Genomic DNA, 24,449 nt, shown 5'->3' with positions numbered 1-24,449 from the left:
GACCCATCCCCGGCTCAATGTCTCGCCCGGCGAAAGGTTCCTCACAAAAAAGTTTAGTCTTTCATGCAGGATTTCCGGGCGCGGTTTTCGACGCAACGAAGGGCCAGGAAATATTGGGATGTTATCGTTAACGTTTCAGCAACTATGCTGCGCGAGGCTGGAGCGATCTGGCGGAGGGGGCGATGGTCGCGACGACCTACACGGTGGCGTTCGAGGGGGTCGAGGCGCGACTCGTCGAGGTGCAATGCGCGCTCGCCGCCGGCATGCCCGCCTTCTCGATCGTCGGCCTGCCCGACAAGGCGGTGAGCGAGGCGCGCGAGCGGGTGCGCGCAGCGCTGGCGGCGCTGTCGATCGCGCTGCCGATGCGGCGGATCACGGTGAACCTGTCGCCCGCCGACCTGCCGAAGGAGGGCTCGCATTTCGACCTGCCGATCGCGCTTGGCCTGCTCGCTGCGATCGGCATCGTGCCGCCCGAGGAGGTCGAGGGGCTGGTCTCGCTGGGCGAGCTGTCGCTCGACGGCCGGGTGGTGGCGGTGACCGGGGCGCTGCCCGCGGCGATGGCCGCGGCCGAGGAGGACCGCGCGCTTCTCTGCCCCGCCGCCTGTGGCGCCGAAGCCGCCTGGGTCGCCGCGACCCCGGTCTTTGCGGCGGCCACGCTGAACGACGCGATCCGCCACCTGACGACGCAGGCACCGCTGCCCCCGGCCCGCCCGGGCGAGGTCACCGCCCCCGCCGCGGCGCGCGATCTGCGCGACGTGAAGGGGCAGGAACGGGCGAAACGCGCGCTCGAGATCGCCGCGGCGGGGCGGCACCACCTGATGATGGTCGGCCCGCCCGGCGCCGGCAAGTCGATGCTCGCCGCCCGCCTGCCCGGCATCCTGCCCGATCTGACGCCGCTCGAGGCGCTCGAGACCTCGATGATCCACTCGGTTTCGGGGCTGCTTGGCGACGGCGGCATCTCGCGCAGCCGGCCGTTCCGCGAACCGCATCACACCGCCTCGATGGCGGCGATGATCGGCGGTGGCCGCGGCGCCCGGCCGGGCGAGGTCAGCCTTGCCCATAACGGCGTGCTGTTCATGGACGAATTCCCGGAATTCCCGCGCGCCGTCCTCGAGACCCTGCGCCAGCCGGTCGAGACCGGCGAGGTGGTGGTGGCGCGCGCCAATGCCCATGTCCGCTATCCCTGCCGCTTCCTGCTGGTCGCGGCGGCGAACCCCTGCCGCTGCGGCCATCTGGGCGACCCGGCCCGCGCCTGCGCCCGCGCGCCGGGCTGCGGCGCCGAGTACCTCGGCCGGATCTCGGGACCGCTGATGGACCGTTTCGATCTGCGCATCGAGGTGCCGGCGGTCGACTGGCGCGCGCTCGAGCTGCCCGCCGCGGGCGAGGGCTCGGCCGAGGTGGCCGCCCGGGTGGCGGCGGCGCGCGCGGTGCAGGCGCGCCGCTTTGCCGAGGTGCCCGGGGTACGGGTGAATGCCGAGGCGGAGGGGGCGCTGCTGGAGGAGATCGCCGCCCCCGACGCCGAGGGCCGCGCGCTTCTCGGCCGCGTCGCCGAGCGCTTCGGGCTGACCGCCCGCGGCTATCACCGGGTGCTGCGCACCGCCCGCACGATCGCCGACCTCGACGGGGCAGACCGGGTCCGCCTGCCGCATCTGGCGGAAGCCGTCAGCTATCGCCTCACTGCCGGTCCGGCAGGCTGAGCATCCGCCGCGCCGCCCGCGCCGCATCGCTCAGCGCCGCGCGCGCCTCGGGCACCCAGCCGTCGAAGAAATGCCACACGTGCAGCGCGTCGGGCCAGCTCTGCACCGTGACCTCGGCACCGAAGCCGCGCAGTCGCTCGGCCATGCGCAGGCTGTCGTCCCGCAGGATCTCGCTTTGCGAACAGTGCAGCAACACCGGCGGACAGCCCGGGAAGGCCGCGAACAGCGGCGAGGCATCGGGGTCGTTTGCGGCATGGGGGCCAAGGTACAGCCGCGCCACCTCGTCCAGCCGCTCGGCCGGCAGCATCGGGTCGGTCGCCGCATTCTCGCGGATCGAGGCCCCCGAACCGGTCAGGTCGGTCCAGGGCGAAAAGGCGATCAGCCCGGCCGGCGGCGTGCCCCGTGCGCACAGCCGCGCCAGCAGCGACAGTGCCAGCCCGCCGCCCGCACTGTCCCCCGAGAGCACGATCTGCCCCGGCGCATGGCCGCGTGCGATCAGATCGTCCCAGACCGCAAGCGAATCGGTCAGCGCGGCGGGGTGCGGGTGTTCTGGCGCAAGGCGATGATCGGGCAGGATCACCTCGACGCCCGCCAGTCGCGCAAATCGCGCCATCATCGCCAGATGCGTGCGCGGCCCGCCCGCGACATGGGCACCGCCATGCAGATGCAGGACAAGCGCCCCGCGGGCGGCGGGACCGGAGCGCACCGAGAGCGCCGGACGCCCGCCCAGCACCAGGGGCAGCGCGGCGACGAAGGGCGGCATGCGGAAGAACAGCACCGCGCCGCGCTCCATCGCGCCCCGCGCCAGATCCGGGTCGATCACCCGCGCCATCTGCGGCTTTGCCAGCAGCCCCGCGAGGCGACCGAGCAACCGCAGCCGCAGGCTCACCGCGTTGCCCGCTTCGCCTCGATCACCTGCCAGATCTTCTCGGCGATGTTCGTGCCCTCGAACCGCTCGAGTTCCTGGATGCCGGTGGGCGAGGTGACGTTGATCTCGGTCAGCCAGTCGCCGATCACGTCGATGCCGACGAAGACCTGACCCTTCTCGCGCAGCACCGGGCCGATGCGGGCGCAGATCTCGAGATCGCGCTCGGTCAGGCCGACCCGCTCGGGCCGCCCGCCGACATGCATGTTCGAGCGCGTCTCGCCCTCGGCCGGCACCCGGTTGATCGCGCCGACAGGCTCGCCATCGACCAGGATGATGCGCTTGTCGCCCTTGACCACGGCGGGCACGTATTTCTGCACGATCAGCGGCTCGCGGCTGATGCCGGTGAACAGCTCGTGCAGCGAGGCGAGATTGCGGTCGTTCGGATCGAGCCGGAACACGCCCGCACCGCCATTGCCGTAAAGCGGCTTCAGGATGACGTCGCCATGGCGCGCCTTGAAGTCGCGGATCGTGGCCAGGTCGCGCGCGATCAGCGTCGGCGGCGTCAGGTCCGGGAAGTTCAGCACCAGAAGCTTCTCGGGCGAGTTGCGCACCCAGAACGGGTCGTTGACGACCAGCGTCGCGGGGTGAATGCGCTCGAGGATATGGGTCGTGGTGATATAGCCCATGTCGAAGGGCGGATCCTGGCGCAGCCAGACCACGTCGAACTCCGACAGATCGACCTCGGCCTCGGCGCCAAGGGTGAAGTGATTGCCCTTCTCGCGGCGCACGGTCAGAGGCCAGCCGCGGGCCAGCACCCTGCCCTCGCGGTAGATCAGCTTGTCGGGCGTGTAATAGAACAGCTCATGCCCCCGCGCCTGCGCCTCTTCGGCCAGCCGGAAGGTGCTGTCGGCGTCGATGTTGATCGCACCGATCGGGTCCATCTGGATCGCAACTTTCAAGGCCATGTCGCCCCCTTTCGTTGCGCCCTTGATGCCCCGGCCGTGACCGCGATGCAATCGGCTCAGTCGAAGTGATAGGCGTTCTCGAGAATCTCGATCCGCCCCTCGGCATCGACCAGCGCCACATCGAAGCGCCGGTCGAGATTGGCGCAATCGGGCGCGCCCGCGACGAATTCGTCGGCCGAGACGAAGATCCGACGCATCTGCCGCACCGTCAGCCGCTCGGCCGCCCAGGCATGGGTCTGTGCCCGCTTCACCTCGATGAAGATCACCGTGTCGCCCTCGCGCGCGATCAGGTCGATCTCGCCGCCATAGTGGCCGCGCCAGCGCTGCGCGGTGATCCGCCGCCCCGCCTGCCGGTAGTGATCGGCGACCTGATGCTCGGCCGCAAGGCCGGCATGATAGGACATCGCTCCGCTCATCTGTCCTTCTCCAGCTCCAGCGCGGCCTGATAGACCTCCCGCCGGGGCAGACCCAGCAGGCCGGCCACCTCGGCCGCCGCATCCTTGACGCTCATGCGTGCGAGACGCTCCCGCAACGCAGCTTCCACCTCCTCCGCGCCGACCACGCGCTCGGCAGCGCGATCGACGAGAACCACGATCTCCCCCTTCACCGGTACCGCCGCATAGTCAGCGGCGAGGGTGGCAAGGGTGCCGCGCCGCACCTCCTCGAATCGCTTGGTGAGTTCGCGGCAGACCGCGGCATCGCGATCTGGTCCGTATTCTGTCACCAGATCCCCTAACATTTCCCCAACGCGCTTCGGCGATTCGTAGAACACCAGCGTCGCCGGCACGGCGGCGAAGTCGCGCAGCCACTTGCGGCGGGCGGAACCGCTGCTCGGCGGAAACCCCGCGAAGAGGAAGCGGTCGGTCGGCAGGCCCGAGACCGTCAGCGCCGCCAGCACCGCCGAGGGACCGGGGGCGGCATAGACCGGATATCCCGCCTCGATCGCGGCGCGGCCGAGGTGATAGCCCGGGTCCGAGACGAGCGGCGTGCCCGCCTCGGAAGCATAGGCGACCGAACGCCCCTCGCCGAGCGCGCGCAACAGCCGCGCCCGCGCGCCCTCGCCGCTGTGGTCGTGATAGGCGACGACCGCTCGCCCGGCGAGCGGCACGCCGTGGATCTCCATCAGGTGGCGCAGGGTGCGGGTATCCTCGGCCGCCAGCACGTCGGCCTCGCGCAAGATGTCGAGGGCGCGCAGGGTGATGTCGCGCGCGGCCCCGATCGGCGTCGCGATGAAATGCAGCCCCGGCACCAGCGCCCGTCCGCCCGCACCCTGTTCCCGCGCCGGCAGGCTTTCGCCGCCTTCCTCTTCCAGATCCATCGCCGGCACCTTTCGTCGCTGCTGCAAAGTTTACTTCACGGGGCGAAACGCTTAGGGTTCGACCGTGGTCCCCCTGCCGTTGGAACAGAGGTCGTACATGTTTGCGAAATTGCGTAGCCCCCGCAACCCCGTGCTGAAGGTCGGCGCGATGCTCTCGGCGCTCTGGCTCGCGGCCTGCACGCCCGGCACCAGCGGCGGGCCGGCACCGCGGCTGAGCTCGGGCGAGGCGGTGCCGGTGGCGCTGCTGGTGCCCGGCGGCTCGGGCGCGACGGGCGACGAGACGCTGGCGAAATCGCTGCGTCAGGCGGCGGAACTGGCGATTTCCGACCTCGACGGGGTGAAGATCGATCTGCGCGTCTACAACACCGGCGGCAGCCCGGCGCAGGCCGCCGAAGCCGCGACCCAGGCCGTCGACGCCGGCGCGAAGATCATCCTCGGCCCGGTCTTCGCCGAGGCGGCGAATGCCGCGGGCCTTGCCGTTGCCGACCGGGGCGTGAACGTGCTGTCCTTCTCGAACAACACCGATATCGCCGGCGGCAACGTCTTCGTGCTCGGCCCGACCTTCCCGAACACCGCGAACCGGCTGGTCAGCTATGCCGCGGCGCAGGGCAAGCGGCGGATCCTGACCGTCAGCGACCAGACCACCGCAGGAGAGATCGGCGCGCGGGCGATCCAGACCGCAATCTCGCGCAGCGGTGCGAGCAATGCCGGGCAGATCTCCTACCCGTTCTCGCAGCAGGACGTGACGAATGTCGCACCGCAGATCGCCGCAAAGGTGCAGGGCGGTGGCGTCGATGCGCTGTTCCTGACCGCCGACACCGCCGGCGCGTTGCCGCTGCTGGCGCAGCTTCTGCCGCAGCAGGGCGTCGATCCGGCGCAGACCAAGTTCATCGGCCTGACCCGCTGGGACATCCCGCCCGCCACGCTCGCCCTGCCCGGGCTGCAGGGCGGCTGGTTCGCGCTGCCGGACCCGAACCTGAACACCCGCTTCAAGGCGCGCTACGAGACCGCCTTCGGCTCCGCCCCGCATCCGATCGCCGGGCTTGCCTATGACGGCATCGCGGCGATCGGCGCGCTGGTCAAATCGGGCCATGCCGACGCGCTCTCGCGCAATGCGCTGACCCAGCCCGCGGGCTTCGTCGGCGTCAACGGCATCTTCCGGCTGCGCCCCGACGGCAGCAACGAGCGCGGTCTGGCCGTGGCCGAGATCCGCAACAACCAGGTCGTGGTGATCGACCCGGCCCCGAGATCCTTCGGCGGCGCCGGCTTCTGAGCCGGCCCCGCCCCCTCCAGCAGAGGCCCCACCCGGGACATGGCGACCAAGTGACCGACCTTCCGACCTCCGCCCCGGCAGCCGCCGGGGCGCCCTTGCTTCTGAGCCCCGACCGCCTGATCCCCGCGCTCGACGCGGCGCTCTCCGAGACGCGCGACGAGCGCACCTTGCGCACCGAGACCGTGGCCTTCCTCGCCGCCGCGCGCGAGGAGGCGACGCCCTGGATCGAGGCCGATTTCGCCGGCCATCCCCGCTCTGCGCGCGAGACCGTCCTGCATTATGCCCAGATGACCGACGGCATCGTGCGCGCGGCGCTGCATGTCGCCACCGGCCGACTGCATCCCCACCCCCGCCCGTCCGACGCCGAGCGGCTTTCGGTGCTCGCCGTGGGGGGCTATGGCCGCGCCGAGATGGCGCCCTCCTCGGATGTCGACCTGCTGTTCCTGACGCCCTGGAAGATCACCCCCTGGGCGGAAAGCGTGATCGAGTCGATGCTCTACATGCTGTGGGACCTGAAGCTGAAGGTCGGGCACGCCTCGCGCAGCATCGACGAATGCCTGCATCTGGGCCGCGAGGATGTGACGATCCGCACCGCACTGCTGGAACTGCGCCATGTCGCCGGCGACGAGGGCCTCGCCGTGCAGCTGACCGAGACGCTGCGCAACGACCTGTTCCGCTCGACCGGGCCCGAGTTCATCGAGGCGAAGCTGGCCGAGCGCGCCGAGCGCCACAAACGCCAGGGCGGGCAGCGCTATGTGCTCGAGCCGAACGTCAAGGAGGGCAAGGGCGGGCTGCGCGATCTGCAGACGCTCTACTGGATCGCGAAATACATCCACGGCGTGCACAAGGCGGCCGAGCTGGTGCCGCTGGGCGTTTTCACCGCCGAGGAATACCAGCATTTCCGCGATGCCGAGGATTTCCTCTGGGCGGTGCGCTGCCATCTGCACCTGATCGCCGGGCGCGCCTCGGACCAGCTCACCTTCGACATGCAGGTCGAGGTGGCGCGGCGCATGGGCTATGCCGACACCGCCGGGCGCCGCGGCGTCGAGGTGTTCATGCAGACCTACTTCCGCCACGCCACGATGGTGGGCGAGGTCACCCGCATCTTCCTGACCAAGCTCGAGGCGCAGCATGTGCGCGTGCCGCCGATCTACAAGCGCCTGTTCCGGCGCCGCAAGCCGCTGATCGCGCCCCTCATCGATGACAACGGCCGGGTCAATATCGGCGACCGCGCCGCCTTCCTCGCCGATCCGCTGAACCTTCTGCGGATCTTCGAGGAGGCGCTGCGCACCGGGATGCTGATCCACCCCGACGCGATGCGGGTGATCTCGGCGCATCTCGACCTGTTCGACGACAAGCTGCGCGAGAACCGCGAGGCGTCGCGGATCTTCCTCGACCTGCTGCTCAAGCACGGCAACCCGGAACGCTCGCTGCGGCGGATGAACGAACTCGGCGTGCTGTCCGCCTTCATCCCCGAGTTCGAGCCGATCGTGGCGATGATGCAGTTCAACATGTATCACAGCTACACCGTGGACGAACACACGATCCAGGTGATCTCGACCCTCGCGCAGATCGAGCGCGGCGAGCTGGTCGAGGAGCTGCCGCTGTCCTCCCACATCCTGAAGGAGGGGATCAACCGGCGGGTGATGTATGTGGCGCTGCTGCTCCACGACATCGGCAAGGGCCGGCCCGAGGACCATTCGATCCTCGGCGCGCAGATCTCGCGCAAGGTGGCGCCGCGGCTTGGCCTGAACGCCGAGGAATGCGAGACGGTCGAATGGCTGATCCGGCATCACCTGCTGATGTCCGACGTGGCGCAGAAACGCGACCTGTCGGACCCGCGCACGATCCGCGACTTCGCCAAGATGGTGAAGTCGAAGCGCCGGCTCGAGCTGCTGACCGTGCTCACCGTATGCGACATCCGCGGCGTGGGGCCGGGGGTGTGGAACAACTGGAAGGCGACGCTGCTGCGCCGGCTCTATTCCGAGACAGCCCGCGCGCTCGAGCACGGGATGGAGGCGCTGAACCGCGAACAGCGCTCGAGCGAGGCGAAGCGTGCGCTGCGCGAGGCGCTCTCGGGCTGGGACGCGAAGGACCTGCGCACCGAGCTGGGCCGGCATTACGATCCCTACTGGCAGGGGCTGTCGACCGAGACCCAGGTGATCTTCGCCGAACTGCTGCGCGATCTCGGCGATGACGAGATCCGCATCGACCTGCACCCCGACCCCGATCACGACGCGACCCGCGCGGCCTTTGCGCTGGCCGACCATCCGGGCATCTTCTCGCGGCTTGCCGGCGCGCTGGCGCTTGTCGGCGCGAACGTGGTCGATGCGCGCACCTATACCTCGAAGGACGGCTATGCGACCGCCGTCTTCTGGGTGCAGGACGCCGAGGGCCACCCCTACGAGGCCTCGCGCCTGCCGCGGCTGCGCAAGATGATCGACCGCACGCTGAAGGGCGAGGTGGTGGCCCGCGACGCGCTGAAGGACCGCGACAAGGTGAAGAAGCGCGAACGCGAGTTCCGCTTCCCGACCCATATCACCTTCGACAACGAGGGTTCCGACATCTACACCATCGTCGAGGTCGACACCCGCGACCGGCCGGGGCTGCTTTACGACCTGACCCGCGCGCTGGCCTCGTCGAACATCTACATCGCCTCGGCGGTGATCGCGACCTATGGCGCGCAGGTGGTCGACAGCTTCTACGTCAAGGACACCTTCGGGCTGAAGCTGTCGAAGACCAAGCAGGAGGCACTGGACAAGAAGCTGCGCGAGGCGATCGCGCGCGGCGCGGAAAGGGCTGCCACGGCATGAAACCGGTCCGCCTGGTGCGCGGATTCCTGACGGTGGGGGGCTGGACCTTCGGCTCCCGCCTGCTGGGATTCGTCCGCGACATGATGATTGCCGCCTATCTGGGCTCGGGCCCGGTGGCCGAGGCCTTCCTCGTCTCCTTCTCGCTGCCGAACATGTTCCGCCGCTTCTTCGCCGAGGGCGCGTTCAACATGGCCTTCGTGCCGATGTTCGCAAAGAAGCTCGAGGCGGGCGACGACCCGAAGGGCTTTGCGCAGGACGCCTTCTCGGGGCTTTCCGCGGTGCTGATCCTGTTCACCGTGCTCGGCACGCTCGCCATGCCCTGGCTCGTCTGGGCGATGGCCTCGGGCTTTCACGGCGACGAGCGGTTCACCCTCGCCGTGCTCTATGGCCGGATCGGGTTCTCCTACATCCTCTTCATCTCGCTCGTCGCGCTGCTCTCGGGCGTGCTGAACGCCTTTGGCCATTTCACCGAGGCCTCGCTGGTGCCGGTGCTGATGAACCTGATGTTCATCGTGGCGATGTGGATGGCGGACAAGGCCGGCTGGGACATGGGCCTGACGCTCGCCTGGACTGTGCCGGTGACGGGCGTCGCGCAGTTTGCCTTCACCTGGGTCTCGGCACAGCGGCTTGGCTTTGCGCTCTGGCCCGGGCGACCACGGATAACGCCCGAGCTGAAACGGCTCCTGATCATCGCCGGCCCCGCGGTGCTGGCGGGCGGTGTGGTGCAGGTGAACCTGCTCGTCGGGCGTCAGGTCGCCTCCTTCACCGAGGGCGCGGTCGCCTGGCTCAGCTATGCCGACCGGCTCTATCAGCTGCCGCTCGGCGTCGTCGGCATCGCGATCGGCACCGTGCTCTTGCCGGTGCTGTCGCGCCACCTGCGGGCGGGCGACATGGCGGCCTCGCGCGACAGCTTCTCGCGCGGCGCGGAATTCGCGCTGTTCCTGACCGTGCCCGCCGCGGTGGCCCTCGTGGTGATCGCGACGCCGCTGATCTCGGTGCTCTACGACCGCGGCGCCTGGCGGGCCGAGGACACCACGGCGACGGCCCTCGCCCTTGCCGCCTATGGCCTCGGCCTGCCGGCCTTCGTGCTGCAAAAGGTGCTGCAACCGCTGTTCTACGCGCGCGAGGACACACGCAGGCCGTTCTATTACGCGGTCTTCTCGATGGTCACCAACGCGGGCTTTGCCGTCGGCATGATGCCGGTGATGGGCTTCATGGCGGCGGCGCTCGCCACCACCGTCTCGGGCTGGGTGATGGTCGCGCAGCTGTGGTGGGGGGCGCGCAACATGGGCGCGGCGGCACATCCGGACGCCCGCTTCTGGCGCCGGTTCTGGCGCATCGCCCTCGCCTCGGCGGTGATGGGGGTGCAGCTGTGGTTCACCGCCGACGCACTGGCGCCGATGCTGGCCGCGCATGGCGCCCGCTGGGGAGCGCTCGCGATCCTGTGCGGCTCGGGGATTGCCGTCTACTTCGGCCTTGGCGCGCTGATCGGCGCCTATGGCGCGGGCGAGCTCAAGGCGATGCTGCGGCGCAAGCGGGGCTGAGCCCCGCCTGCCCGGGCCCTGGCGCGCAATCTCAGCGCTTGCGCAGCCGCGCCAGCGTGTGGCGCCAGCCGCCCGGCGCGACCAGGAAGCTCAGCCCGAAGCCCGCGGCAAAACCCGCGAATTCGGCGATCCAGTCCGAGGTGCCGCCGAAGATCGCGGCAAAGACCAGCTGGATCGCCATCAGCATGCCGATGAGCGAGAAGGCCCGCGTGCGGTTCGCATTCGCCGCGCCAAGCCGCACCCACAGGAGCCAGGTGAAGGCCCCGATCAGCCCATAGGCGCCCGGATAGCCGCCATAGAGCGCGCCCTGGGTGAAGGGCACCGCGGTATAGACCAGCGCGCCGACGATCGAGGCGCCGAAGAACACCGCCGCCACCGCCCAACCGCGGAAGATCTCGCCCACCATCTTGCCAAGCGCCAGCAGGAACACCAGCACCATCGCCGCATGGGTGAGCGAGCCGTGCACGAAGGGATAGGTGACGATCCGCGCCACCTGTCGCCAGGGCCAGACGTTCTGCGCGATCATCTGGCGCAGGATGCCCGGGTCGAAGGCAAAGCGCTGCAGCGCATCGAGCCGCCAGCCGAGCGCCGCATCCCCCGCCACCCCGGCATGACCGATCCCGAACAGGATCTCGCCGAGGATGATCGGGCCCGCCAGAAGCCAGACCACCGGCGGCAGCGGGTTCAGCGGGTGTTCGTTCGTGCGATGGTCCATCAGGCCTCCCTCGGGCGGGTCCGGTTGACGCCCCGCGCGCTTTAGCGATAAGCCCTCGCACAGCCGATTTCCAGCCCGGCTGAGGAGCATTGCCATGACCGATCAACCTGCCGCCATCAACGCCAAGTTCAAGCCCCGTGTGTTTTCGGGGATCCAGCCGTCGGGGAACCTGACGCTCGGGAACTATCTCGGCGCGCTCAAGCGCTTTGCCGAGAAGCAGGACGAAGGGATCGAGACGATCTATTGCCTCGTCGACCTTCACGCGATCACGGTCTGGCAGGAACCGGAAGCGCTGAAGCGGCAGACCCGCGAGGCGGCGGCGGCCTTCATCGCCTCGGGCGTCGATCCGTCGCGCTCGGTGCTCTTCAACCAGAGCCAGGTCTCGGCCCATGCCGAGATGGGCTGGCTTCTCAACTGTGTCGCGCGGATGGGCTGGATGAACCGCATGACGCAGTGGAAGGACAAGACCCAGGGCAAGAACGCCGAACAGCAGTCGCTGGGCCTGTTCGCCTATCCGGCGCTGATGGCGGCCGACATCCTCGTCTATCACGCGACGATGGTGCCGGTGGGCGAGGACCAGAAGCAGCACGTCGAGCTGACCCGCGACATCGCGGCGAAGTTCAACCACGATTACAAGACCGACTTCTTCCCGATGCCCGAACCGCTGATCGAGGGCACCGCGACGCGGGTGATGAGCCTGCGCGACGGCACCAAGAAGATGTCGAAATCCGATCCCTCGGACGCCAGCCGGATCAACCTGACCGACGATGCCGACACCATCGCGAAGAAGTTCCGCAAGGCGGTGACCGACCCCGCGCCGCTGCCCGAAAGCCTCGAGGGGCTGGCCGAGCGGCCCGAGGCGCGCAACCTCGTGAACATCTACGCGGCGCTTTCGAACCGGAACGCCGAGGCGGTGATCGCGGAATTCGGCGGTCAGGGCTGGGGCACGTTCAAGCCCGCCCTCGCCGATCTGGCCGTCGCCAAGCTCGAGCCGATCTCGTCGGAGATGTCGCGGCTGATGAACGACCCGGCCGAGATCGACCGGATCCTCGGCGCCGGCGCCGAGCAGGCCCGCGCCATCGCCCAGCCGATCCTCGAAGGCGCGCTCGACATCATGGGCATGGTGCGCGCGCGATAAGCACCGCGCGGGGGCTTTGCGCTCCCGCACCCCCGCAGGATCATTGGAGCGATTGGAAGCGAAAGGCTCGTCTGCTTCCAATTGCCTCAAATATCCCGGGGGGGTGAATGACCGCAGGTCAGAGGGGGGCAGCGCCCCCCTGCCCCGGCGCCGCCCGCGCCTCGGCCCGCGGGTAAAGCCGCGCCATCGTCGTGCCGCGGGCGAGGTTCAGCACCATCAGCGCCGCCCAGAGCCCGTGATTGCCGAAGGCGGGCAGCAACAGCGCCAGCGCCGCGGCATAGACCAGCACCGACAGCGCCATCGCGTTGCGCATCTCGCGCGTCAGCGTCGCGCCGATGAAGATCCCGTCGAGCATCCAGCTTGCCACCCCGATCAGCGGCGCAAGGCCGAGCCAGGGCAGATAAAGCCGTGCCGCCGCGCGCACCTCGGGCGCCGTGGTCATGGTGTCGATGATGACCGGACCGGCGAGAAAGAAGACCACGCCCAGAAGCAGCGCACCGCCTGCCGCCCATTCGCCGCTGAGCAGGGCCGCGCGGCGCAGCCGCAGGGGCGACCGCGCGCCGACCGCCTGCCCGACGAGGCTTTCGGCGGCGAAGGCAAAGCCGTCGAGCGCATAGGCGGTGATCTCGAGGAACTGCACCAGAACCTGATTTGCGGCGAGCGTCACATCCCCCTGCCCCGCGCCGAGGAACAGGAAGGCGGCGAAGCTCGCCTGCAGCAGCACCGAGCGGATCATGATGTCGGTATTGACCCGCGCCAGCCGCTTCAGCGGGCCCGCGGCCAGCACCAGCGCGCGGGACAGCCCCGCCGCGAAGGCCCCCCGCGCCAGCCAGAGCGCCAGCGCCACACCCGACCATTCGGCGATCAGCGTCGCCGCCGCGACGCCCCGCACGCCCCAGCCAAGGCCCAGCACGAAGGCAAGGTCGAGCCCGATGTTCAGCCCGTTCATCCACAGCTGCAGCGCCAGCACCGCCCGCGTGCGCTCGAGCGCGATCAGCCAGCCGGTGATGGCGTAAAGCGAGATCGTCGCGGGCGCGCCCCAGATCCGCACGCCCAGGTATTGCCGCGCCAGCGCCTCGACCTCGGGGCTGGCCGGCGCGATGCGGAAGGCCGCCCAAAAGAGCGGCCATTGCAGCGCGACAAGGCCGAGCCCGGCGAGGCCGGCGATGATCAGCGCCCGCATCAGCCCGGCGGCGACCTCGGCCGCGTCCCCCTCGCCCTTCGCCTGCGCGACAAGGCCGGTCGTGCCCATCCGCAGGAAGCCGAAGATCCAGTAAAGCGAGGCCAGCACCACCGCACCGATCCCCACCGCACCGATCGGGGCGGCCGTGCCGATCTGCCCGACCACGCCGGTGTCGACCGCGCCGAGGATCGGCACGGTGGCGTTCGACAGCACGATCGGCGCGGCGATCTTCAGAACCCGCGCGCGGCTGATCTCAGCCATGCGGCCGCTCGGGCATCAGGAAATGCCCGGTGGCCTGCGCGTAAAGACGGGTGCGGTTGTCCTGCCAGGCCTCGACATGCACCGAGGCATAGCGCCGGCCCGAGCGGTTCACCCGCGCCCGCGCATAGGCGTCGCGCGGCAGACCCGAGCGCAGGTAATCCACCGTGAAGTCGATCGTCTTCGGCAGCCGCGGCAGCACCGGCTCGGGCGCGCTCAGATCGATCCTCCCGGTCTCGACATCCTCCCACAGCGTCGCCCAGCTGAGCTCGACGATCGCCGTGACCTCGAGGAAGGCCGCGGTCACCCCGCCGTGCAGCGCGGGCAGCATCGGGTTGCCGATCAGCTTCTCGTCGAAGGGCAGCGTCGCGGTGATCTCGTCGCCGCGGCGGTCGAACTCGATGCCGAGGAAGCGGATGTAGGGCACGCCCGACACGAGCGCACGCAGCGCGGCGTCGCGGCGCTGCTTGACTACCTGCATCGGTTCCGGTTTCGCGCGGGTCATTTCGCCTCTCCCTTCGGGCGCTCGACGGTGAAGGCGCCGGTCGCGGTGGCGACGGGCAGGCCCGCCTCCTCGTCATGCGCGGTGGCGCGCAGGAAGGCGACGGTGCGGGTGATGTGATAGACCTCGGCGCGCGCGGTGATGCGCTGGCGCGGCGTCGCCGCGCGCATGTAATCGATGCGCAGGTCGATCGTCGCGGTGCCGGCGGGCGCCTCGGGGTGGCTCATCACCGCGGCGCCGCAGCAGGTGTCCATCAGTGCCGAGACCGCGCCGCCATGGATCACCCCGGTGCGCGGATCGCCCACCAGCCGCTCGTCCCAGGGCATCGAGATCACCGCATGCCCGCCGCCGATCGCCTCGAGGTGCATGGCCAGCGCCCGGCTGTGCGGGATCGCCTCGATGAAGCGTCGCGCCAGCGCGAGCTTTTCCTCGTCTTCCGACATCTGCGCCATCTCCGTTCCTCCCGTTTGCGCCGACTATCCTTCGCCGCGCGCCGCCGCGCAAGTCGGCCGCCCCCGGGTCGCAGCGTCACGAAAGGGCGCAATCGCGGTTGAAGCCCGTCCGGCGAGGCGCTAGCTTCCGCGCCAGGGGAGACCACTATGCCCGAACCTGATGTTTTGACCTTCAAGGAAATGTGCGCCCGCTTCGACGTGACGCCCCGCACATTGCGCTATTACGAGTATATCGAATTGCTGTCGCCGCAGAAGGAGGGCCGCGCCCGCTTCTACGGGCCGCGCGAAGTCGCGCGGATGACGCTGATCCTGCGTGGCCGCCGCTTCGGCTTCTCTCTCGAGGAGCTGCGGCAATGGCTCGACATCTACGACAAGAAGGGCACGGAAGAGCAAAGCCGTGTCTGGGTCGAACTGGCCGATCGTCAGCTCAAGGTGCTGCAAGAGCAGTATGACGAACTTGCCGGGACCATCGGCGATCTGCGCGAGCTGCGCGACCAGGTCGCGAAATCCCTTGATTCCTGAGCGCCAAAGCGCTTCGATCTGTTCAGCCGAACCGTTCGCCGGGCGACCCTAGCGGCCGCCCGACGTCGTTTCCAGCCAACAGATTATTGCTTTTTCCCGTGGGGCTTTTTGCTGACATTACGTCAGCGTCACCGTGACGCCACGTTACAGTGACGCAAACGTCAACTTCACTTGTAATGTGGTTGCGGAAATTCGATCTGCCGCGTCGCATTACGCAGGGACAACGCGAGGGGCGGTCGAATGAGTGATGAAGTGATGACGATTCGCGAGATGTGCGATGCGTTCGACGTGACGCCGCGCACCTTGCGCTTTTACGAGGCAAAGGAACTGCTGTTCCCGATCCGCGAAGGCCAGAAGCGGCTGTTCACCCGGCGCGACCGGGCCCGGCTGAAGCTGATTCTGCGCGGCAAGCGTTTCGGGTTCAGCCTCGAGGACATCCGTCAGCTGCTCGACCTCTACAACATGGGGGATCAGCAGAAGACGCAACTGGCCGAGACGCTGAAGCTGGCGCGTCAGAGGCTCGATGAAATGCAACGCCAGCGCGACGAGCTTGGTCAGGCGATTGCCGAACTGAGCGAACAGATTGCCTGGGGCGACCAGCAGCTTGCCGACGAAGGTCCGGAGGAAGCGGCCGCCGCAGAGTAAGGCAGATTTGGGAGAGAGAGATGCCGAGCTACACCGCCAACACCCGCGACATGCAATTCGTCCTGCACGAGGTCCTCAAGGTCTCGGAAGCGGGGATCCCCGGCTACGAGGAGATGGAGCGCGACTTCACCGAGGCCGTGCTCGACGCTGCGGCCAAGGTCTCGTCCGAGGTTCTCGCGCCGCTGAACGCCGTGGGCGACAGCGAGGGCTGCGTGCTTGAAAACGGCGTGGTGCACACGCCGAAGGGTTTCAAGGCCGCCTTCGAGGCGATGAAGGAGGGCGGCTGGACCGCGCTCGACTGTGACCCGGACTTTGGCGGCCAGGGCATGCCCTATGTGCTGAACTGCGCCGTGGGCGAGATGTTCGTCTCGGCCAACATGGCCTTCAACATGTATCAGGGCCTGACGCATGGTGCCTATTCGGCGATCCACGCCCATGGCACCGCCGAGCAGAAGGCGAAATACCTGCCGAAGATGGTGTCCTGCGACTGGACCGGCACGATGAACCTGACCGAGCCGCATTGCGGCACCGATTTGGGCATGATGCGCACCAAGGCCGAGCCGCAGGACGACGGCTCCTACAAGATCACCGGCCAGAAGATCTTCATCTCGGCGGGCGACCATGACATGGCCGAGAACATCATCCACCTGGTTCTGGCCAAGGCGCCCGGCGGCGGCGAGGGCACCAAGGGGATCTCGCTCTTCATCGTGCCGAAGTTCCTGGTCAATGACGATGGCTCGCTTGGCGCGCGCAACGCGGTCTCGGTCGGCAAGATCGAGGAGAAGATGGGCATCCACGGCAACTCGACCTGCGTGATGAACTATGACGGCGCGACCGGCTGGCTGCTCGGCGACCTGCACAAGGGCATGCGCGCGATGTTCACGATGATGAACGAGGCCCGTCTCGGCGTCGGCCTGCAGGGCTATGCCGTGGCCGAGGCCGCCTATCAGAACGCGGTGATCTACGCCAAGGACCGGCTGCAGGGCCGCGCCGTGACCGGCATCGCCAACCCGACCGGCCCCGCCGATCCGCTGATCGTGCACCCTGACATCCGCCGCTCGCTGATGGACCAGAAGTCCTTCCTCGAGGGCGCCCGCGCCTTCACCTTCTGGGGCGCGCATCTGATCGACCGCGCCCACAAGGCGGGCGACGCCGAAGCCGAGGGGCTGATCTCGCTGATGACGCCCGTCATCAAGGGCTTCCTCACCGACAAGGGCTTCGAGACCGCGGTGCTGGCGCAGCAGGTCTATGGCGGCCACGGCTACATCGAGGAATGGGGCATGTCGCAATTCGCCCGCGACGCCCGGATCACGATGATCTACGAGGGTGCGAACGGCGTGCAGGCGCTTGACCTCGTCGGTCGCAAGCTGGCGCAGGACGGCGGCAAGCACGTCATGGCCTTCTTCGAGATGATCAAGGCCGAGTGCAAGGCGCATGACGGCGACGAGCGGATGAAGCCCTTCACCGACGCGCTCAAGGCTGCCTCGAAGCAGCTGCAGGCGGCGGGGATGTTCTTCATGCAGAACGGCATGAAGAACCCGAACGCGGCGCTCTCGGGCAGCTATGACTTCATGCATCTGATGGGGCACGTCTGCCTTGGCCTGATGTGGACCCGGATGGCGCAGGCGGCCTATGCCGCGCTCGACGGCGGCGCCACGGACAAGGCCTTCTACGAGGGCAAGATCGCCACGGGCCGCTACTACATGGCCCGCCAGCTGCCCGCCTGCGCGATGCACCTCGCCCGCATCGAAAGCGGCGCCGACCCGGTGATGAGCCTCGCGGCCGAGCAGTTCTGAGAACGGACGGACTGGAAATCCGAGCGGCGCCCCAAGGGGCGCCGTTTGCATTTTGGGGGACGCCCCTGGGATGTGCCGTCTTGCCCCACTCTCGCGGCGATCGCTCCGGTATCATTCCGGTGAACAGGCTTGTCTTTCTGCCGGGCGAGCTAGCTCAGATTCATGCCGTTCACAGCAGGATTCATTTCATCGGGGAGGATGAGAGGATGATGCGGAATCTGATAATCGGTGCGGCCCTTGCGCTCGCCGCGCCTCTGACGGCCTTGGCGCAGCCGACGACCGTTGCCGACAGCGCCAAGGGGAAGATCCTGACGAATGCGCAAGGGATGGCGCTCTACACGTTTTCGAAGGATTCGACGGATCATTCCGTCTGCGACGGAGGCTGCGCTGCGTTGTGGCCGCCGCTGAAGGCGGCGCCGTCGGACCAGGCGTCGGGCGCGTTCTCGATCTTCAGGCGGTCGGACGGGACCCTGCAATGGGCCTATCAGGGAAGCCCGTTGTATACTTTCGCAAAGGACAGCAAGCCGAACCAGGTCACCGGGGACGGGTTCAACAATGTCTGGCATGTCGCAAGACCGGCTGGCAGCCAGTGACCGACGAGGGCAGCACCACGCGCCCCCTCTGAGAGGAACGCCGCCGGGCGCCGCGGAGGTCCGCCGCGCCCACCTGAAAAGCTCTCTCAGAAATGCGCCTTCGGCTCATCCGGCTTGCCCGCGGCGAGCGCGAGCAGCCCGCCCACCAGACAGAACCCGATCGGGAACATGGTGAAAACGCCGAAGCCGAAGGCGTAATACATCAGCCCGCCGCCCAAAAGCATCAGCACCCCGCCCCAGAGCGCGCGGATCTTCGCCATCGCGCCGCCGGCGATCGCCAGAAGCGGCGAGAGGAAGCTCGCCAGCCGGATCAGCTCGGGGTTCTGCACCTCGCCGAACATCTCGCCGACCTCGGCATGGCTGCGCACCACCTCGGTGTAGCCATAACCGAAGAAGCCCACGATCAGGGCGATCAGCCCGCCGATGATGCCCAGCACCAGGGCCGCGTTGCGCATTGCCTGTCTCCCCGGGCCGGCGCGGCCCCTGGGCCTGACATAGGACCTTGCCCCCCGGCCCCGCAAGGGGCTGGTCTCGGGGCACGGCGCGCTCTAGGCTCGGGCGAGCCCGCGACAGGAGGCGCCGATGCACCCGACCCCACGCGATTACCCAGAGGCCCGCGGCGGCTGCCAGTGCGGCGCCGTGCGCTTCACGATTTCCGCAGGCCCGGGCGCCACCGGGATCTGCCATTGCCGGATGTGCCAGCGCGCGACCGGCAACGCCTTCGCGCCGCTCTACGAGGTGCCGGGCGACCGCGTGAGCTGGCAGGGGCAGGCCGCGGAATGGGCAAGCTCGAACATCTCCTGCCGCGGTTTCTGTCGGGCCTGCGGCACACCGCTCTACATGCGCACCGGCGACACCTACGAGTTCATGGCGGGGTGCCTGCACCCCGACTTCCCCTTCGTCCCGCAGGATCAGGGCGGGATCGAGTCGCGTCTGGAATGGCTCGATACACTGCCCACCCTGCCGGCACATACCACGCGCGAGAAATGGCTCGCCGTGGTGGTCTCGAACCAAGCCGAGGAAGACTGATGCCCAAGCGCCTGCGCCTGACCCGCCGCTTTCCGGTCTCGCTGACGAATGACGCCTATCGCGTGCTGCACCGTTTCGCCGCCGAGGCGGGGCTGACCCCCGACGAGGCACTGGTGTTCCTGTTCGAGCATTTCGGCTCGGTCACCCATCACGAGAACCTGACGGCGCGGCTGCGGCTGTTCAAGGCCGAGCTCGAGGATCGCAAGGCCTGAGTGCACGCCCACGGCACGGTCGGAAGGTGCGTATTCGGGCCAAGAAAAGCACCAGGGGGCAGGCTGTGCGCCCCGCCACGGGAATCGGTCCAGTTCCACGCTGAGGGCATTCGGCGCGACCGGGGCGGCTTTTCCCTGGACGGTCATCGGCTCTCCCGCCTGTACCGCACCACCAGCGTGGCAGACCCTGTTGAAGAAAGCCTGACCTGCGCTTTTTCTTGGCCTAGATACTCACTGCGACGGTCCCGACGCAGCGTCCCGGCCTGGTGACGTTGCGCCACATCCGGGGCCGGGGACTTACGCGAACGTCAATTCATTGCCAATATGACCATGATCTTGGGAGGGATCGGATGACCGCCACGCTGTATTGTTTCGGGGAATCGGGCAACGCCTACAAGGCTGCCCTGACCATGGCCCTTGCGGACTATGACTGGACCCCGGTCTGGGTCGATTTCTTCCATGGCGGCGCGCGACGCCCCGAGTTCCTGGCGCTGAACGAGATGGGCGAGGTGCCGGTCTTCGTCGAGGACGGCCTCACCCTGACGCAATCTGCGGTGATCCAGCTGCATGTCGCCGAGCGCAGCGGCAAGCTGATGACGGGCGACCGCGACGAGATCCTGCGCTGGCTCTTCTGGGACAACCACAAGGGCAGTTCGCAATTCGGCACGCTGCGCTTCCTGATGAACTTCCTGCCCGAGGAGAAGCGCCCGGCCGAGGCGATCCGCTGGCTCTCGGGCCGGGTGCAGGCGGCGCTGACGACGCTCGAGCAGCACCTCGAGGGCCGCGACTGGATGGCGGGCAATGCCCCCAGCCTCGCCGACACCGCCTGCTGCGGCTACCTCTATTACCCCGAGCCCTTCGGGTTCGAGCGCGACCGTTTCCCCGCGATTTCCGCCTGGCTCGACCGCATCGCGGCCCTGCCCGGCTGGCAACACCCCTACGAGATGATGCCCGGCAACCCTGCGGACCGGGCCTGAGGAGGAACCATGACCGAAGCCTATATCTATGACGCCTGCCGCACGCCGCGCGGCAAGGGCCGCCCGGACGGCAGCCTGCACGAGGTGACCTCGGTCGCGCTGTCGGCGCGGCTCCTGAACGCGGTCAAGGAACGCAACGGGCTCGAGGGCCATGCCGTCGAGGACGTGATCTGGGGCAACGTCACCCAGGTCGGCGAGCAGGGCGGCTGCCTGGCGCGGTCCGCGGTGCTGCTGTCGGATCTCGATGAATCGATCCCGGGCCTTGCGATCAACCGCTTCTGCGCCTCGGGCATGGAGGCGGTGAACCTCGCCGCGAACCAGGTGAAGGGCGGCGCGGGCCAGGCCTATATCGCCGGCGGCGTCGAGATGATGGGCCGCGTCGCCATGGGTTCGGACGGTGCCGCGATCGCCGTCGACCCCTCGCTGGCGATGAAGACCTATTTCGTGCCGCAGGGGATCTCGGCCGACATCATCGCCACCGAATACGGCTTCACCCGCGAGCAGGCCGACGCGCTGGCCGTCGAGAGCCAGCGCCGCGCCGCCGAGGCCTGGGCCGAGAACCGGTTCGCGAAATCCATCGTGCCGGTGAAGGACCAGAACGGCGTCACCATCCTCGACCGTGACGAATACATGCGCCCGGGCACGACGCTCGAAGACCTCGGCAAGCTCAAGGCCTCGTTCAAGGACATGGGCGAGGTGATGCCGGGCTTCGACAAGGTCGCGATGCTGAAATATCCGCATCTCGACCACGTCAACCACATCCACCATGCCGGCAACTCCTCGGGCATCGTCGATGGCGCGGGCGCCGTGCTGATCGGCAACAAGGAATTCGGCATCGCCCACGGGCTGAAGCCGCGCGCGCGCATCCGCGCCACGGCGAAGATCGGCACCGACCCGACGATCATGCTCACGGGCCCGGTGCCGGTGACCGAGAAGATCCTGCGCGAGAGCGGCATGTCGATCAAGGACATCGACCTCTTCGAGGTGAACGAGGCCTTCGCGGCGGTGGTTCTGCGCTTCATGCAGGCCTTCGACGTCTCGCCCGACAAGGTCAACGTCAACGGCGGCGCGATGGCGCTTGGCCATCCGCTCGGCGCCACCGGCGCGATCATCATCGGCACGGTGCTCGACGAGCTCGAGCGGCGCGACCTGTCGACCGGCCTTGCCACGCTGTGCATCGCGTCCGGCATGGGCGCCGCCACGATCATCGAGCGCGTCTGATGCCGAAGCTCGACCTTGCCAAGGCGCCGGTGAAGACCGGCTCGCTCTACCCGGCGCCTTACGCCGGGCAGATGGCGGGGCGTTCCTCGATCCGGCTCGGCGATCTCGCCGGGCTGACCCAGTTCGGCGTGAACATCGTCACGCTCGAGCCGGGGGCCGTGGCCTCGCTGCGGCACTGGCACCTGAACGAGGACGAGTTCGGCATGGTGCTCGAGGGCGAGCTGATCCTCGTCGAGGACGAGGGCGAGACCGTGATGCGCCCGGGCGAATGCGCGGCGTGGAAGGCGGGGGTGGCGAACGGCCACCGTTTCGTCAACCGCTCCGATGCGCCCGCGCGCTTCCTGATCGTCGGATCGAAGGCCACCGAAGAGGTCGCCACCTATTCCGACGTCGACATGCAACTCCACATCGCGGGCGGCAAGGCCCGCTTCACCTATCAGGACGGCAGCGATTGGGCGGGCCCCCGCGACCTCGCGCCGAAGGGAGAGAGAAATGGCTGATTTCACCTACGAGCTCGGTGCCGACGGCGTCGCCGTCATCACCTGGGACGTGCCCGGCAAGTCGATGAACGTGATGAGCCTCGAGGGCTTTGCGCTTCTCGACAGCTTCATCGACACGGCCCTGGCCGACGCGGCCGTGAAGGGCGTCGTCATCACCTCGGGCAAGAAGGACTTTGCCGGCGGCATGGACCTGAACGTCATCGCGCAGATGCGCGAGGGCGGCGCGCAGGCGATCTTCGAGGGCGTGATGCAGATGCACAAGGTCCTGCGCAAGATCGAGCGCGCGGGCATGGACCCGAAGACGCTGAAGGGGGGCAAGCCGATCGCCGCGGCGCTGCCGGGCACCGCGCTTGGCATCGGGCTGGAACTGCCGCTGTCGACCCACCGCATCTTCGCCGCCGACAATCCGAAGGCCAAGATCGGCCTGCCCGAGATCATGGTCGGCATCTTCCCGGGCGCGGGCGGCACCACCCGTCTCGTGCGCAAGATGGGCGCGATGGTCGCGGCGCCGTTCCTGCTGGAAGGCAAACTGAGCGATCCGAAGAAGGCCCGCGCGGCCGGCATCATCGACGAGGTGGCCGAGGACCCGGTCGCCGCGGCGAAGGAATGGGTGCTGAACGCCAAGGACGCCGATCTGGTGAAGCCCTGGGACGCGAAGGGCTACAAGATGCCCGGCGGCGCGCCCTATCACCCGGCGGGCTTCATGACCTTCGTCGGCGCCTCGGCGATGGTGCATGGCAAGACCATGGGCGTCTATCCGGCGGCCAAGGCGCTGCTGAGCGCGGTCTATGAAGGCGCGCTCGTGCCCTTCGACCAGGCGCTGAAGATCGAGGCGCGCTGGTTCACCAACGTGCTGATGAACCCGTCCTCGACGGCGATGATCCGCTCGCTCTTCATCAACAAGGAAGCACTCGAGAAGGGCGCGAACCGGCCGAAGGTCGCCGACCAGACGGTGAAGAAGGTGGGCATCCTCGGCGCCGGCATGATGGGCGCGGGCATCGCCTATGTCTCGGCGAACGCCGGCATCGAGGTGGTGCTGATCGACAGCACGATCGAGGCGGCCGAGCGCGGCAAGGCCTATTCGACCGGGCTCCTCGACAAGGGGATCTCGCGCAAGAAGGTGACCGAGGAGAAGAAGGCCGAGGTGCTCGCCCGCATCACCGCCACCACCGATTACGCCGCCCTTGCGGGCTGTGACCTGGTGGTCGAGGCGGTGTTCGAGGACCCGACCGTGAAGGCCGGCGTCACGGCGCAGGCCGAGGCGGTGATCCCCGAGGACGCGATCTTCGCCACCAACACCTCGACCCTGCCGATCTCGATGCTGGCGAAGGCCAGCAAGCGCCCCGAGCAGTTCATCGGCATCCACTTCTTCTCGCCGGTCGACAAGATGCTTCTGGTCGAGATCATCAAGGGCGAGCAGACCGGCCCGGTCGCGGTGGCAAAGGCGCTCGATTTCGTGCGCCAGATCCGCAAGACGCCGATCGTCGTCAACGACGCGCGCTTCTTCTACGCCAACCGCTGCATCATCCCCTATATCAACGAGGGGATCCGGATGCTGGCCGAGGGCGTGAGCCCCACGCTGATCGAGAACGCGGCGAAGCTTGTCGGCATGCCGCTTGGCCCGCTGCAGCTCGTCGACGAGACCTCGATCGACCTGGGGGTCAAGATCGCCAAGGCGACCAAGGCCGCCATGGGCGACGCCTATCCGGACGCGGCCGTGGACGAGGTGATCTTCTGGATGGCCGATCAGGGCCGCCTTGGCCGCAAGAACAAGGCGGGCTTCTACACCTATGACGAGGCCGGCAAGCGCGGCGGGTTCTGGGACGGGCTGGCGCCCAAGTATCCCGAGGCCGCCGAACAGCCCGACCTGCACGAGGTGCAGCACCGTCTGCTGATGGCGCAGGTGCTGGAAGCCGTGCGCGCCTTCGAGCAGGGCGTGCTCGAGGACATCCGCGAGGGTGACGTCGGCGCCATCCTCGGCTGGGGCTTCGCGCCGTGGTCGGGCGGCCCGTTCAGCTGGCTCGACATCCTCGGCGCGGCGCGTGCGGCCGAGATCTGCGACGATCTCACCGCCCGCTTCGGCGCCCGCTTCGAGACGCCGGCGCTCCTGCGCGATCTCGCCGCGACCGGCGAGAGCTTCTATGGCCGCTACGGCTCTGGCATCGCGGCGAAGGCCGCCTGAGCCGGAACGCACCGCAATGACCGACGCCGGGGGCCCCAGGTCCCCG

24 protein-coding genes are annotated in these 24,449 nt (G+C 68.5%); 15 read left to right on the top strand and 9 right to left on the bottom strand.

Features of this window, described 5'->3' with window-relative positions; genetic code table 11:
* Window positions 1-182 precede the first annotated feature (182 nt).
* A complete protein-coding gene (locus tag DYS74_RS05930) occupies window positions 183-1,697 on the top strand; it encodes a YifB family Mg chelatase-like AAA ATPase (protein ID WP_121531877.1) in 1,515 nt (504 codons plus the stop codon).
* On the opposite strand, the gene DYS74_RS05925 is transcribed toward DYS74_RS05930, so the two are convergent.
* From DYS74_RS05925 to rsmI, 4 genes are read right to left on the bottom strand one after another with little or no spacing between them, the layout of a single operon-like run.
* A complete protein-coding gene (locus DYS74_RS05925; RefSeq protein ID WP_121531875.1) occupies window positions 1,675-2,586 on the bottom strand; it encodes an alpha/beta hydrolase in 912 nt (303 codons plus the stop codon). The genes DYS74_RS05930 and DYS74_RS05925 overlap by 23 nt on opposite strands.
* On the bottom strand, window positions 2,583-3,530 hold the full coding sequence (gshB, locus tag DYS74_RS05920; RefSeq protein WP_121531873.1) for a glutathione synthase: 948 nt from the start codon (window positions 3,528-3,530) through the stop codon (window positions 2,583-2,585). The genes DYS74_RS05925 and gshB overlap by 4 nt, the downstream gene beginning before the upstream one ends.
* Before the next feature lie 56 nt (window positions 3,531-3,586).
* On the bottom strand, window positions 3,587-3,946 hold the full coding sequence (locus DYS74_RS05915) for a YraN family protein (protein WP_121531871.1): 360 nt from the start codon (window positions 3,944-3,946) through the stop codon (window positions 3,587-3,589).
* Window positions 3,943-4,848, bottom strand: a complete 906-nt coding sequence (gene rsmI, locus DYS74_RS05910) for a 16S rRNA (cytidine(1402)-2'-O)-methyltransferase (RefSeq protein WP_121531869.1) — start codon at window positions 4,846-4,848, stop codon at window positions 3,943-3,945. The genes DYS74_RS05915 and rsmI overlap by 4 nt, the downstream gene beginning before the upstream one ends.
* Window positions 4,849-4,945: 97 nt before the next feature.
* Here rsmI and DYS74_RS05905 point away from each other — a divergent pair, with 97 nt between their 5' ends.
* The 3 genes from DYS74_RS05905 (at window position 4,946) to murJ (ending at window position 10,478) form a co-directional block, all read left to right on the top strand.
* A complete protein-coding gene (locus DYS74_RS05905; RefSeq protein ID WP_121531867.1) occupies window positions 4,946-6,121 on the top strand; it encodes a penicillin-binding protein activator in 1,176 nt (391 codons plus the stop codon).
* 101 nt (window positions 6,122-6,222) lie between these two features.
* The gene (locus tag DYS74_RS05900; RefSeq protein WP_394342940.1) at window positions 6,223-8,934 is read left to right on the top strand and encodes a [protein-PII] uridylyltransferase; all 2,712 of its coding nucleotides are present in this window, start codon (window positions 6,223-6,225) and stop codon (window positions 8,932-8,934) included.
* Window positions 8,931-10,478 (top strand): murein biosynthesis integral membrane protein MurJ, encoded by a 1,548-nt coding sequence (murJ, locus tag DYS74_RS05895; RefSeq protein WP_121531863.1) that lies wholly within the window; start codon window positions 8,931-8,933, stop codon window positions 10,476-10,478. Before DYS74_RS05900 ends, murJ begins: the two co-directional genes overlap by 4 nt.
* A gap of 31 nt (window positions 10,479-10,509) precedes the next feature.
* On the opposite strand, the gene DYS74_RS05890 is transcribed toward murJ, so the two are convergent.
* Window positions 10,510-11,193, bottom strand: a complete 684-nt coding sequence (locus DYS74_RS05890; RefSeq protein WP_121531861.1) for a rhomboid family intramembrane serine protease — start codon at window positions 11,191-11,193, stop codon at window positions 10,510-10,512.
* A 94-nt stretch (window positions 11,194-11,287) separates the two neighbouring features.
* Here DYS74_RS05890 and trpS point away from each other — a divergent pair, with 94 nt between their 5' ends.
* Window positions 11,288-12,331, top strand: coding sequence for a tryptophan--tRNA ligase (gene trpS, locus DYS74_RS05885; protein WP_121531859.1), 1,044 nt, complete (start codon window positions 11,288-11,290; stop codon window positions 12,329-12,331).
* Between the two features lie 118 nt (window positions 12,332-12,449).
* Here the strand turns inward: trpS and DYS74_RS05880 are convergent, their stop codons facing one another.
* Genes DYS74_RS05880 through DYS74_RS05870 form a run of 3 tightly spaced genes read right to left on the bottom strand, consistent with a single transcriptional unit; the run spans window position 12,450 to window position 14,717 of the window.
* The gene (locus DYS74_RS05880) at window positions 12,450-13,775 is read right to left on the bottom strand and encodes an MATE family efflux transporter (RefSeq protein ID WP_121531857.1); all 1,326 of its coding nucleotides are present in this window, start codon (window positions 13,773-13,775) and stop codon (window positions 12,450-12,452) included.
* A complete protein-coding gene (locus tag DYS74_RS05875) occupies window positions 13,768-14,277 on the bottom strand; it encodes a PaaI family thioesterase (RefSeq protein WP_121531855.1) in 510 nt (169 codons plus the stop codon). Before DYS74_RS05875 ends, DYS74_RS05880 begins: the two co-directional genes overlap by 8 nt.
* Window positions 14,274-14,717, bottom strand: a complete 444-nt coding sequence (locus tag DYS74_RS05870; RefSeq protein WP_121532052.1) for a PaaI family thioesterase — start codon at window positions 14,715-14,717, stop codon at window positions 14,274-14,276. The genes DYS74_RS05875 and DYS74_RS05870 overlap by 4 nt, the downstream gene beginning before the upstream one ends.
* A 156-nt stretch (window positions 14,718-14,873) precedes the next feature.
* On the opposite strand from DYS74_RS05870, the gene DYS74_RS05865 reads away from it, so the two are divergent.
* The 4 genes from DYS74_RS05865 (at window position 14,874) to DYS74_RS05850 (ending at window position 18,282) form a co-directional block, all read left to right on the top strand.
* Window positions 14,874-15,248, top strand: coding sequence for a MerR family transcriptional regulator (locus tag DYS74_RS05865; RefSeq protein WP_121531853.1), 375 nt, complete (start codon window positions 14,874-14,876; stop codon window positions 15,246-15,248).
* Window positions 15,249-15,488: 240 nt separating this feature from the next.
* Window positions 15,489-15,893, top strand: a complete 405-nt coding sequence (locus tag DYS74_RS05860) for a MerR family transcriptional regulator (protein WP_113899786.1) — start codon at window positions 15,489-15,491, stop codon at window positions 15,891-15,893.
* Window positions 15,894-15,913: 20 nt separating this feature from the next.
* The gene (locus DYS74_RS05855) at window positions 15,914-17,689 is read left to right on the top strand and encodes an acyl-CoA dehydrogenase C-terminal domain-containing protein (RefSeq protein WP_121531851.1); all 1,776 of its coding nucleotides are present in this window, start codon (window positions 15,914-15,916) and stop codon (window positions 17,687-17,689) included.
* 206 nt (window positions 17,690-17,895) lie between these two features.
* Window positions 17,896-18,282, top strand: coding sequence for a COG4315 family predicted lipoprotein (locus DYS74_RS05850; protein ID WP_220668827.1), 387 nt, complete (start codon window positions 17,896-17,898; stop codon window positions 18,280-18,282).
* Between the two features lie 86 nt (window positions 18,283-18,368).
* Here DYS74_RS05850 and DYS74_RS05845 read toward each other — a convergent pair whose 3' ends face one another.
* A complete protein-coding gene (locus DYS74_RS05845; RefSeq protein WP_121531849.1) occupies window positions 18,369-18,737 on the bottom strand; it encodes a hypothetical protein in 369 nt (122 codons plus the stop codon).
* 127 nt (window positions 18,738-18,864) lie between these two features.
* On the opposite strand from DYS74_RS05845, the gene DYS74_RS05840 reads away from it, so the two are divergent.
* The 6 genes from DYS74_RS05840 to DYS74_RS05815 all read left to right on the top strand — a co-directional run bounded on the left by DYS74_RS05840 (window position 18,865) and on the right by DYS74_RS05815 (window position 24,403).
* Window positions 18,865-19,311: a GFA family protein gene (locus tag DYS74_RS05840; RefSeq protein ID WP_121531847.1), complete on the top strand. Its 447-nt coding sequence runs from the start codon at window positions 18,865-18,867 to the stop codon at window positions 19,309-19,311.
* Window positions 19,311-19,523: a hypothetical protein gene (locus DYS74_RS05835; RefSeq protein WP_113899791.1), complete on the top strand. Its 213-nt coding sequence runs from the start codon at window positions 19,311-19,313 to the stop codon at window positions 19,521-19,523. Before DYS74_RS05840 ends, DYS74_RS05835 begins: the two co-directional genes overlap by 1 nt.
* Window positions 19,524-19,873: 350 nt before the next feature.
* The gene (locus DYS74_RS05830) at window positions 19,874-20,500 is read left to right on the top strand and encodes a glutathione S-transferase family protein (protein WP_121531845.1); all 627 of its coding nucleotides are present in this window, start codon (window positions 19,874-19,876) and stop codon (window positions 20,498-20,500) included.
* 9 nt (window positions 20,501-20,509) lie between these two features.
* Complete coding sequence (locus DYS74_RS05825) at window positions 20,510-21,721, top strand: acetyl-CoA C-acetyltransferase (protein ID WP_121531843.1); 1,212 nt, start codon at window positions 20,510-20,512, stop codon at window positions 21,719-21,721.
* Entirely contained in the window at window positions 21,721-22,221 is a 501-nt protein-coding gene (locus tag DYS74_RS05820; RefSeq protein WP_121531841.1) for a cupin domain-containing protein, read from the top strand. Before DYS74_RS05825 ends, DYS74_RS05820 begins: the two co-directional genes overlap by 1 nt.
* The gene (locus DYS74_RS05815) at window positions 22,214-24,403 is read left to right on the top strand and encodes a 3-hydroxyacyl-CoA dehydrogenase NAD-binding domain-containing protein (RefSeq protein ID WP_121531839.1); all 2,190 of its coding nucleotides are present in this window, start codon (window positions 22,214-22,216) and stop codon (window positions 24,401-24,403) included. Before DYS74_RS05820 ends, DYS74_RS05815 begins: the two co-directional genes overlap by 8 nt.
* The last annotated feature ends 46 nt before the right edge of the window (window positions 24,404-24,449 follow it).

The sequence above is a fragment of the Paenirhodobacter hankyongi genome (genome assembly GCF_003664585.1).
GTDB lineage: Bacteria > Pseudomonadota > Alphaproteobacteria > Rhodobacterales > Rhodobacteraceae > Rhodobacter > Rhodobacter hankyongi.
Note: the sequence above shows the minus strand (reverse complement) of the source record. Positions and strands in the feature narration are given on the sequence as shown.

Bases quoted from the DNA above. Each gene is read 5' to 3' on its own strand.
- gshB (WP_121531873.1), bottom strand. From the start codon at position 3,530: ATGGCCTTGAAAGTTGCGATCCAGATGGACCCGATCGGTGCGATCAAC.
- DYS74_RS05860 (WP_113899786.1), top strand. From the start codon at position 15,489: ATGAGTGATGAAGTGATGACGATTCGCGAGATGTGCGATGCGTTCGAC.
- DYS74_RS05850 (WP_220668827.1), top strand. From the start codon at position 17,896: ATGATGCGGAATCTGATAATCGGTGCGGCCCTTGCGCTCGCCGCGCCT.
- DYS74_RS05890 (WP_121531861.1), bottom strand. From the start codon at position 11,193: ATGGACCATCGCACGAACGAACACCCGCTGAACCCGCTGCCGCCGGTG.
- DYS74_RS05830 (WP_121531845.1), top strand. From the start codon at position 19,874: ATGACCGCCACGCTGTATTGTTTCGGGGAATCGGGCAACGCCTACAAG.
- trpS (WP_121531859.1), top strand. From the start codon at position 11,288: ATGACCGATCAACCTGCCGCCATCAACGCCAAGTTCAAGCCCCGTGTG.
- DYS74_RS05815 (WP_121531839.1), top strand. From the start codon at position 22,214: ATGGCTGATTTCACCTACGAGCTCGGTGCCGACGGCGTCGCCGTCATC.
- DYS74_RS05905 (WP_121531867.1), top strand. From the start codon at position 4,946: ATGTTTGCGAAATTGCGTAGCCCCCGCAACCCCGTGCTGAAGGTCGGC.
- DYS74_RS05835 (WP_113899791.1), top strand. From the start codon at position 19,311: ATGCCCAAGCGCCTGCGCCTGACCCGCCGCTTTCCGGTCTCGCTGACG.
- DYS74_RS05865 (WP_121531853.1), top strand. From the start codon at position 14,874: ATGCCCGAACCTGATGTTTTGACCTTCAAGGAAATGTGCGCCCGCTTC.
- DYS74_RS05840 (WP_121531847.1), top strand. From the start codon at position 18,865: ATGCACCCGACCCCACGCGATTACCCAGAGGCCCGCGGCGGCTGCCAG.
- rsmI (WP_121531869.1), bottom strand. From the start codon at position 4,848: ATGGATCTGGAAGAGGAAGGCGGCGAAAGCCTGCCGGCGCGGGAACAG.
- DYS74_RS05875 (WP_121531855.1), bottom strand. From the start codon at position 14,277: ATGACCCGCGCGAAACCGGAACCGATGCAGGTAGTCAAGCAGCGCCGC.
- DYS74_RS05880 (WP_121531857.1), bottom strand. From the start codon at position 13,775: ATGGCTGAGATCAGCCGCGCGCGGGTTCTGAAGATCGCCGCGCCGATC.
- DYS74_RS05845 (WP_121531849.1), bottom strand. From the start codon at position 18,737: ATGCGCAACGCGGCCCTGGTGCTGGGCATCATCGGCGGGCTGATCGCC.
- DYS74_RS05915 (WP_121531871.1), bottom strand. From the start codon at position 3,946: ATGAGCGGAGCGATGTCCTATCATGCCGGCCTTGCGGCCGAGCATCAG.
- DYS74_RS05825 (WP_121531843.1), top strand. From the start codon at position 20,510: ATGACCGAAGCCTATATCTATGACGCCTGCCGCACGCCGCGCGGCAAG.
- DYS74_RS05855 (WP_121531851.1), top strand. From the start codon at position 15,914: ATGCCGAGCTACACCGCCAACACCCGCGACATGCAATTCGTCCTGCAC.
- DYS74_RS05820 (WP_121531841.1), top strand. From the start codon at position 21,721: ATGCCGAAGCTCGACCTTGCCAAGGCGCCGGTGAAGACCGGCTCGCTC.
- DYS74_RS05930 (WP_121531877.1), top strand. From the start codon at position 183: ATGGTCGCGACGACCTACACGGTGGCGTTCGAGGGGGTCGAGGCGCGA.
- DYS74_RS05870 (WP_121532052.1), bottom strand. From the start codon at position 14,717: ATGTCGGAAGACGAGGAAAAGCTCGCGCTGGCGCGACGCTTCATCGAG.
- murJ (WP_121531863.1), top strand. From the start codon at position 8,931: ATGAAACCGGTCCGCCTGGTGCGCGGATTCCTGACGGTGGGGGGCTGG.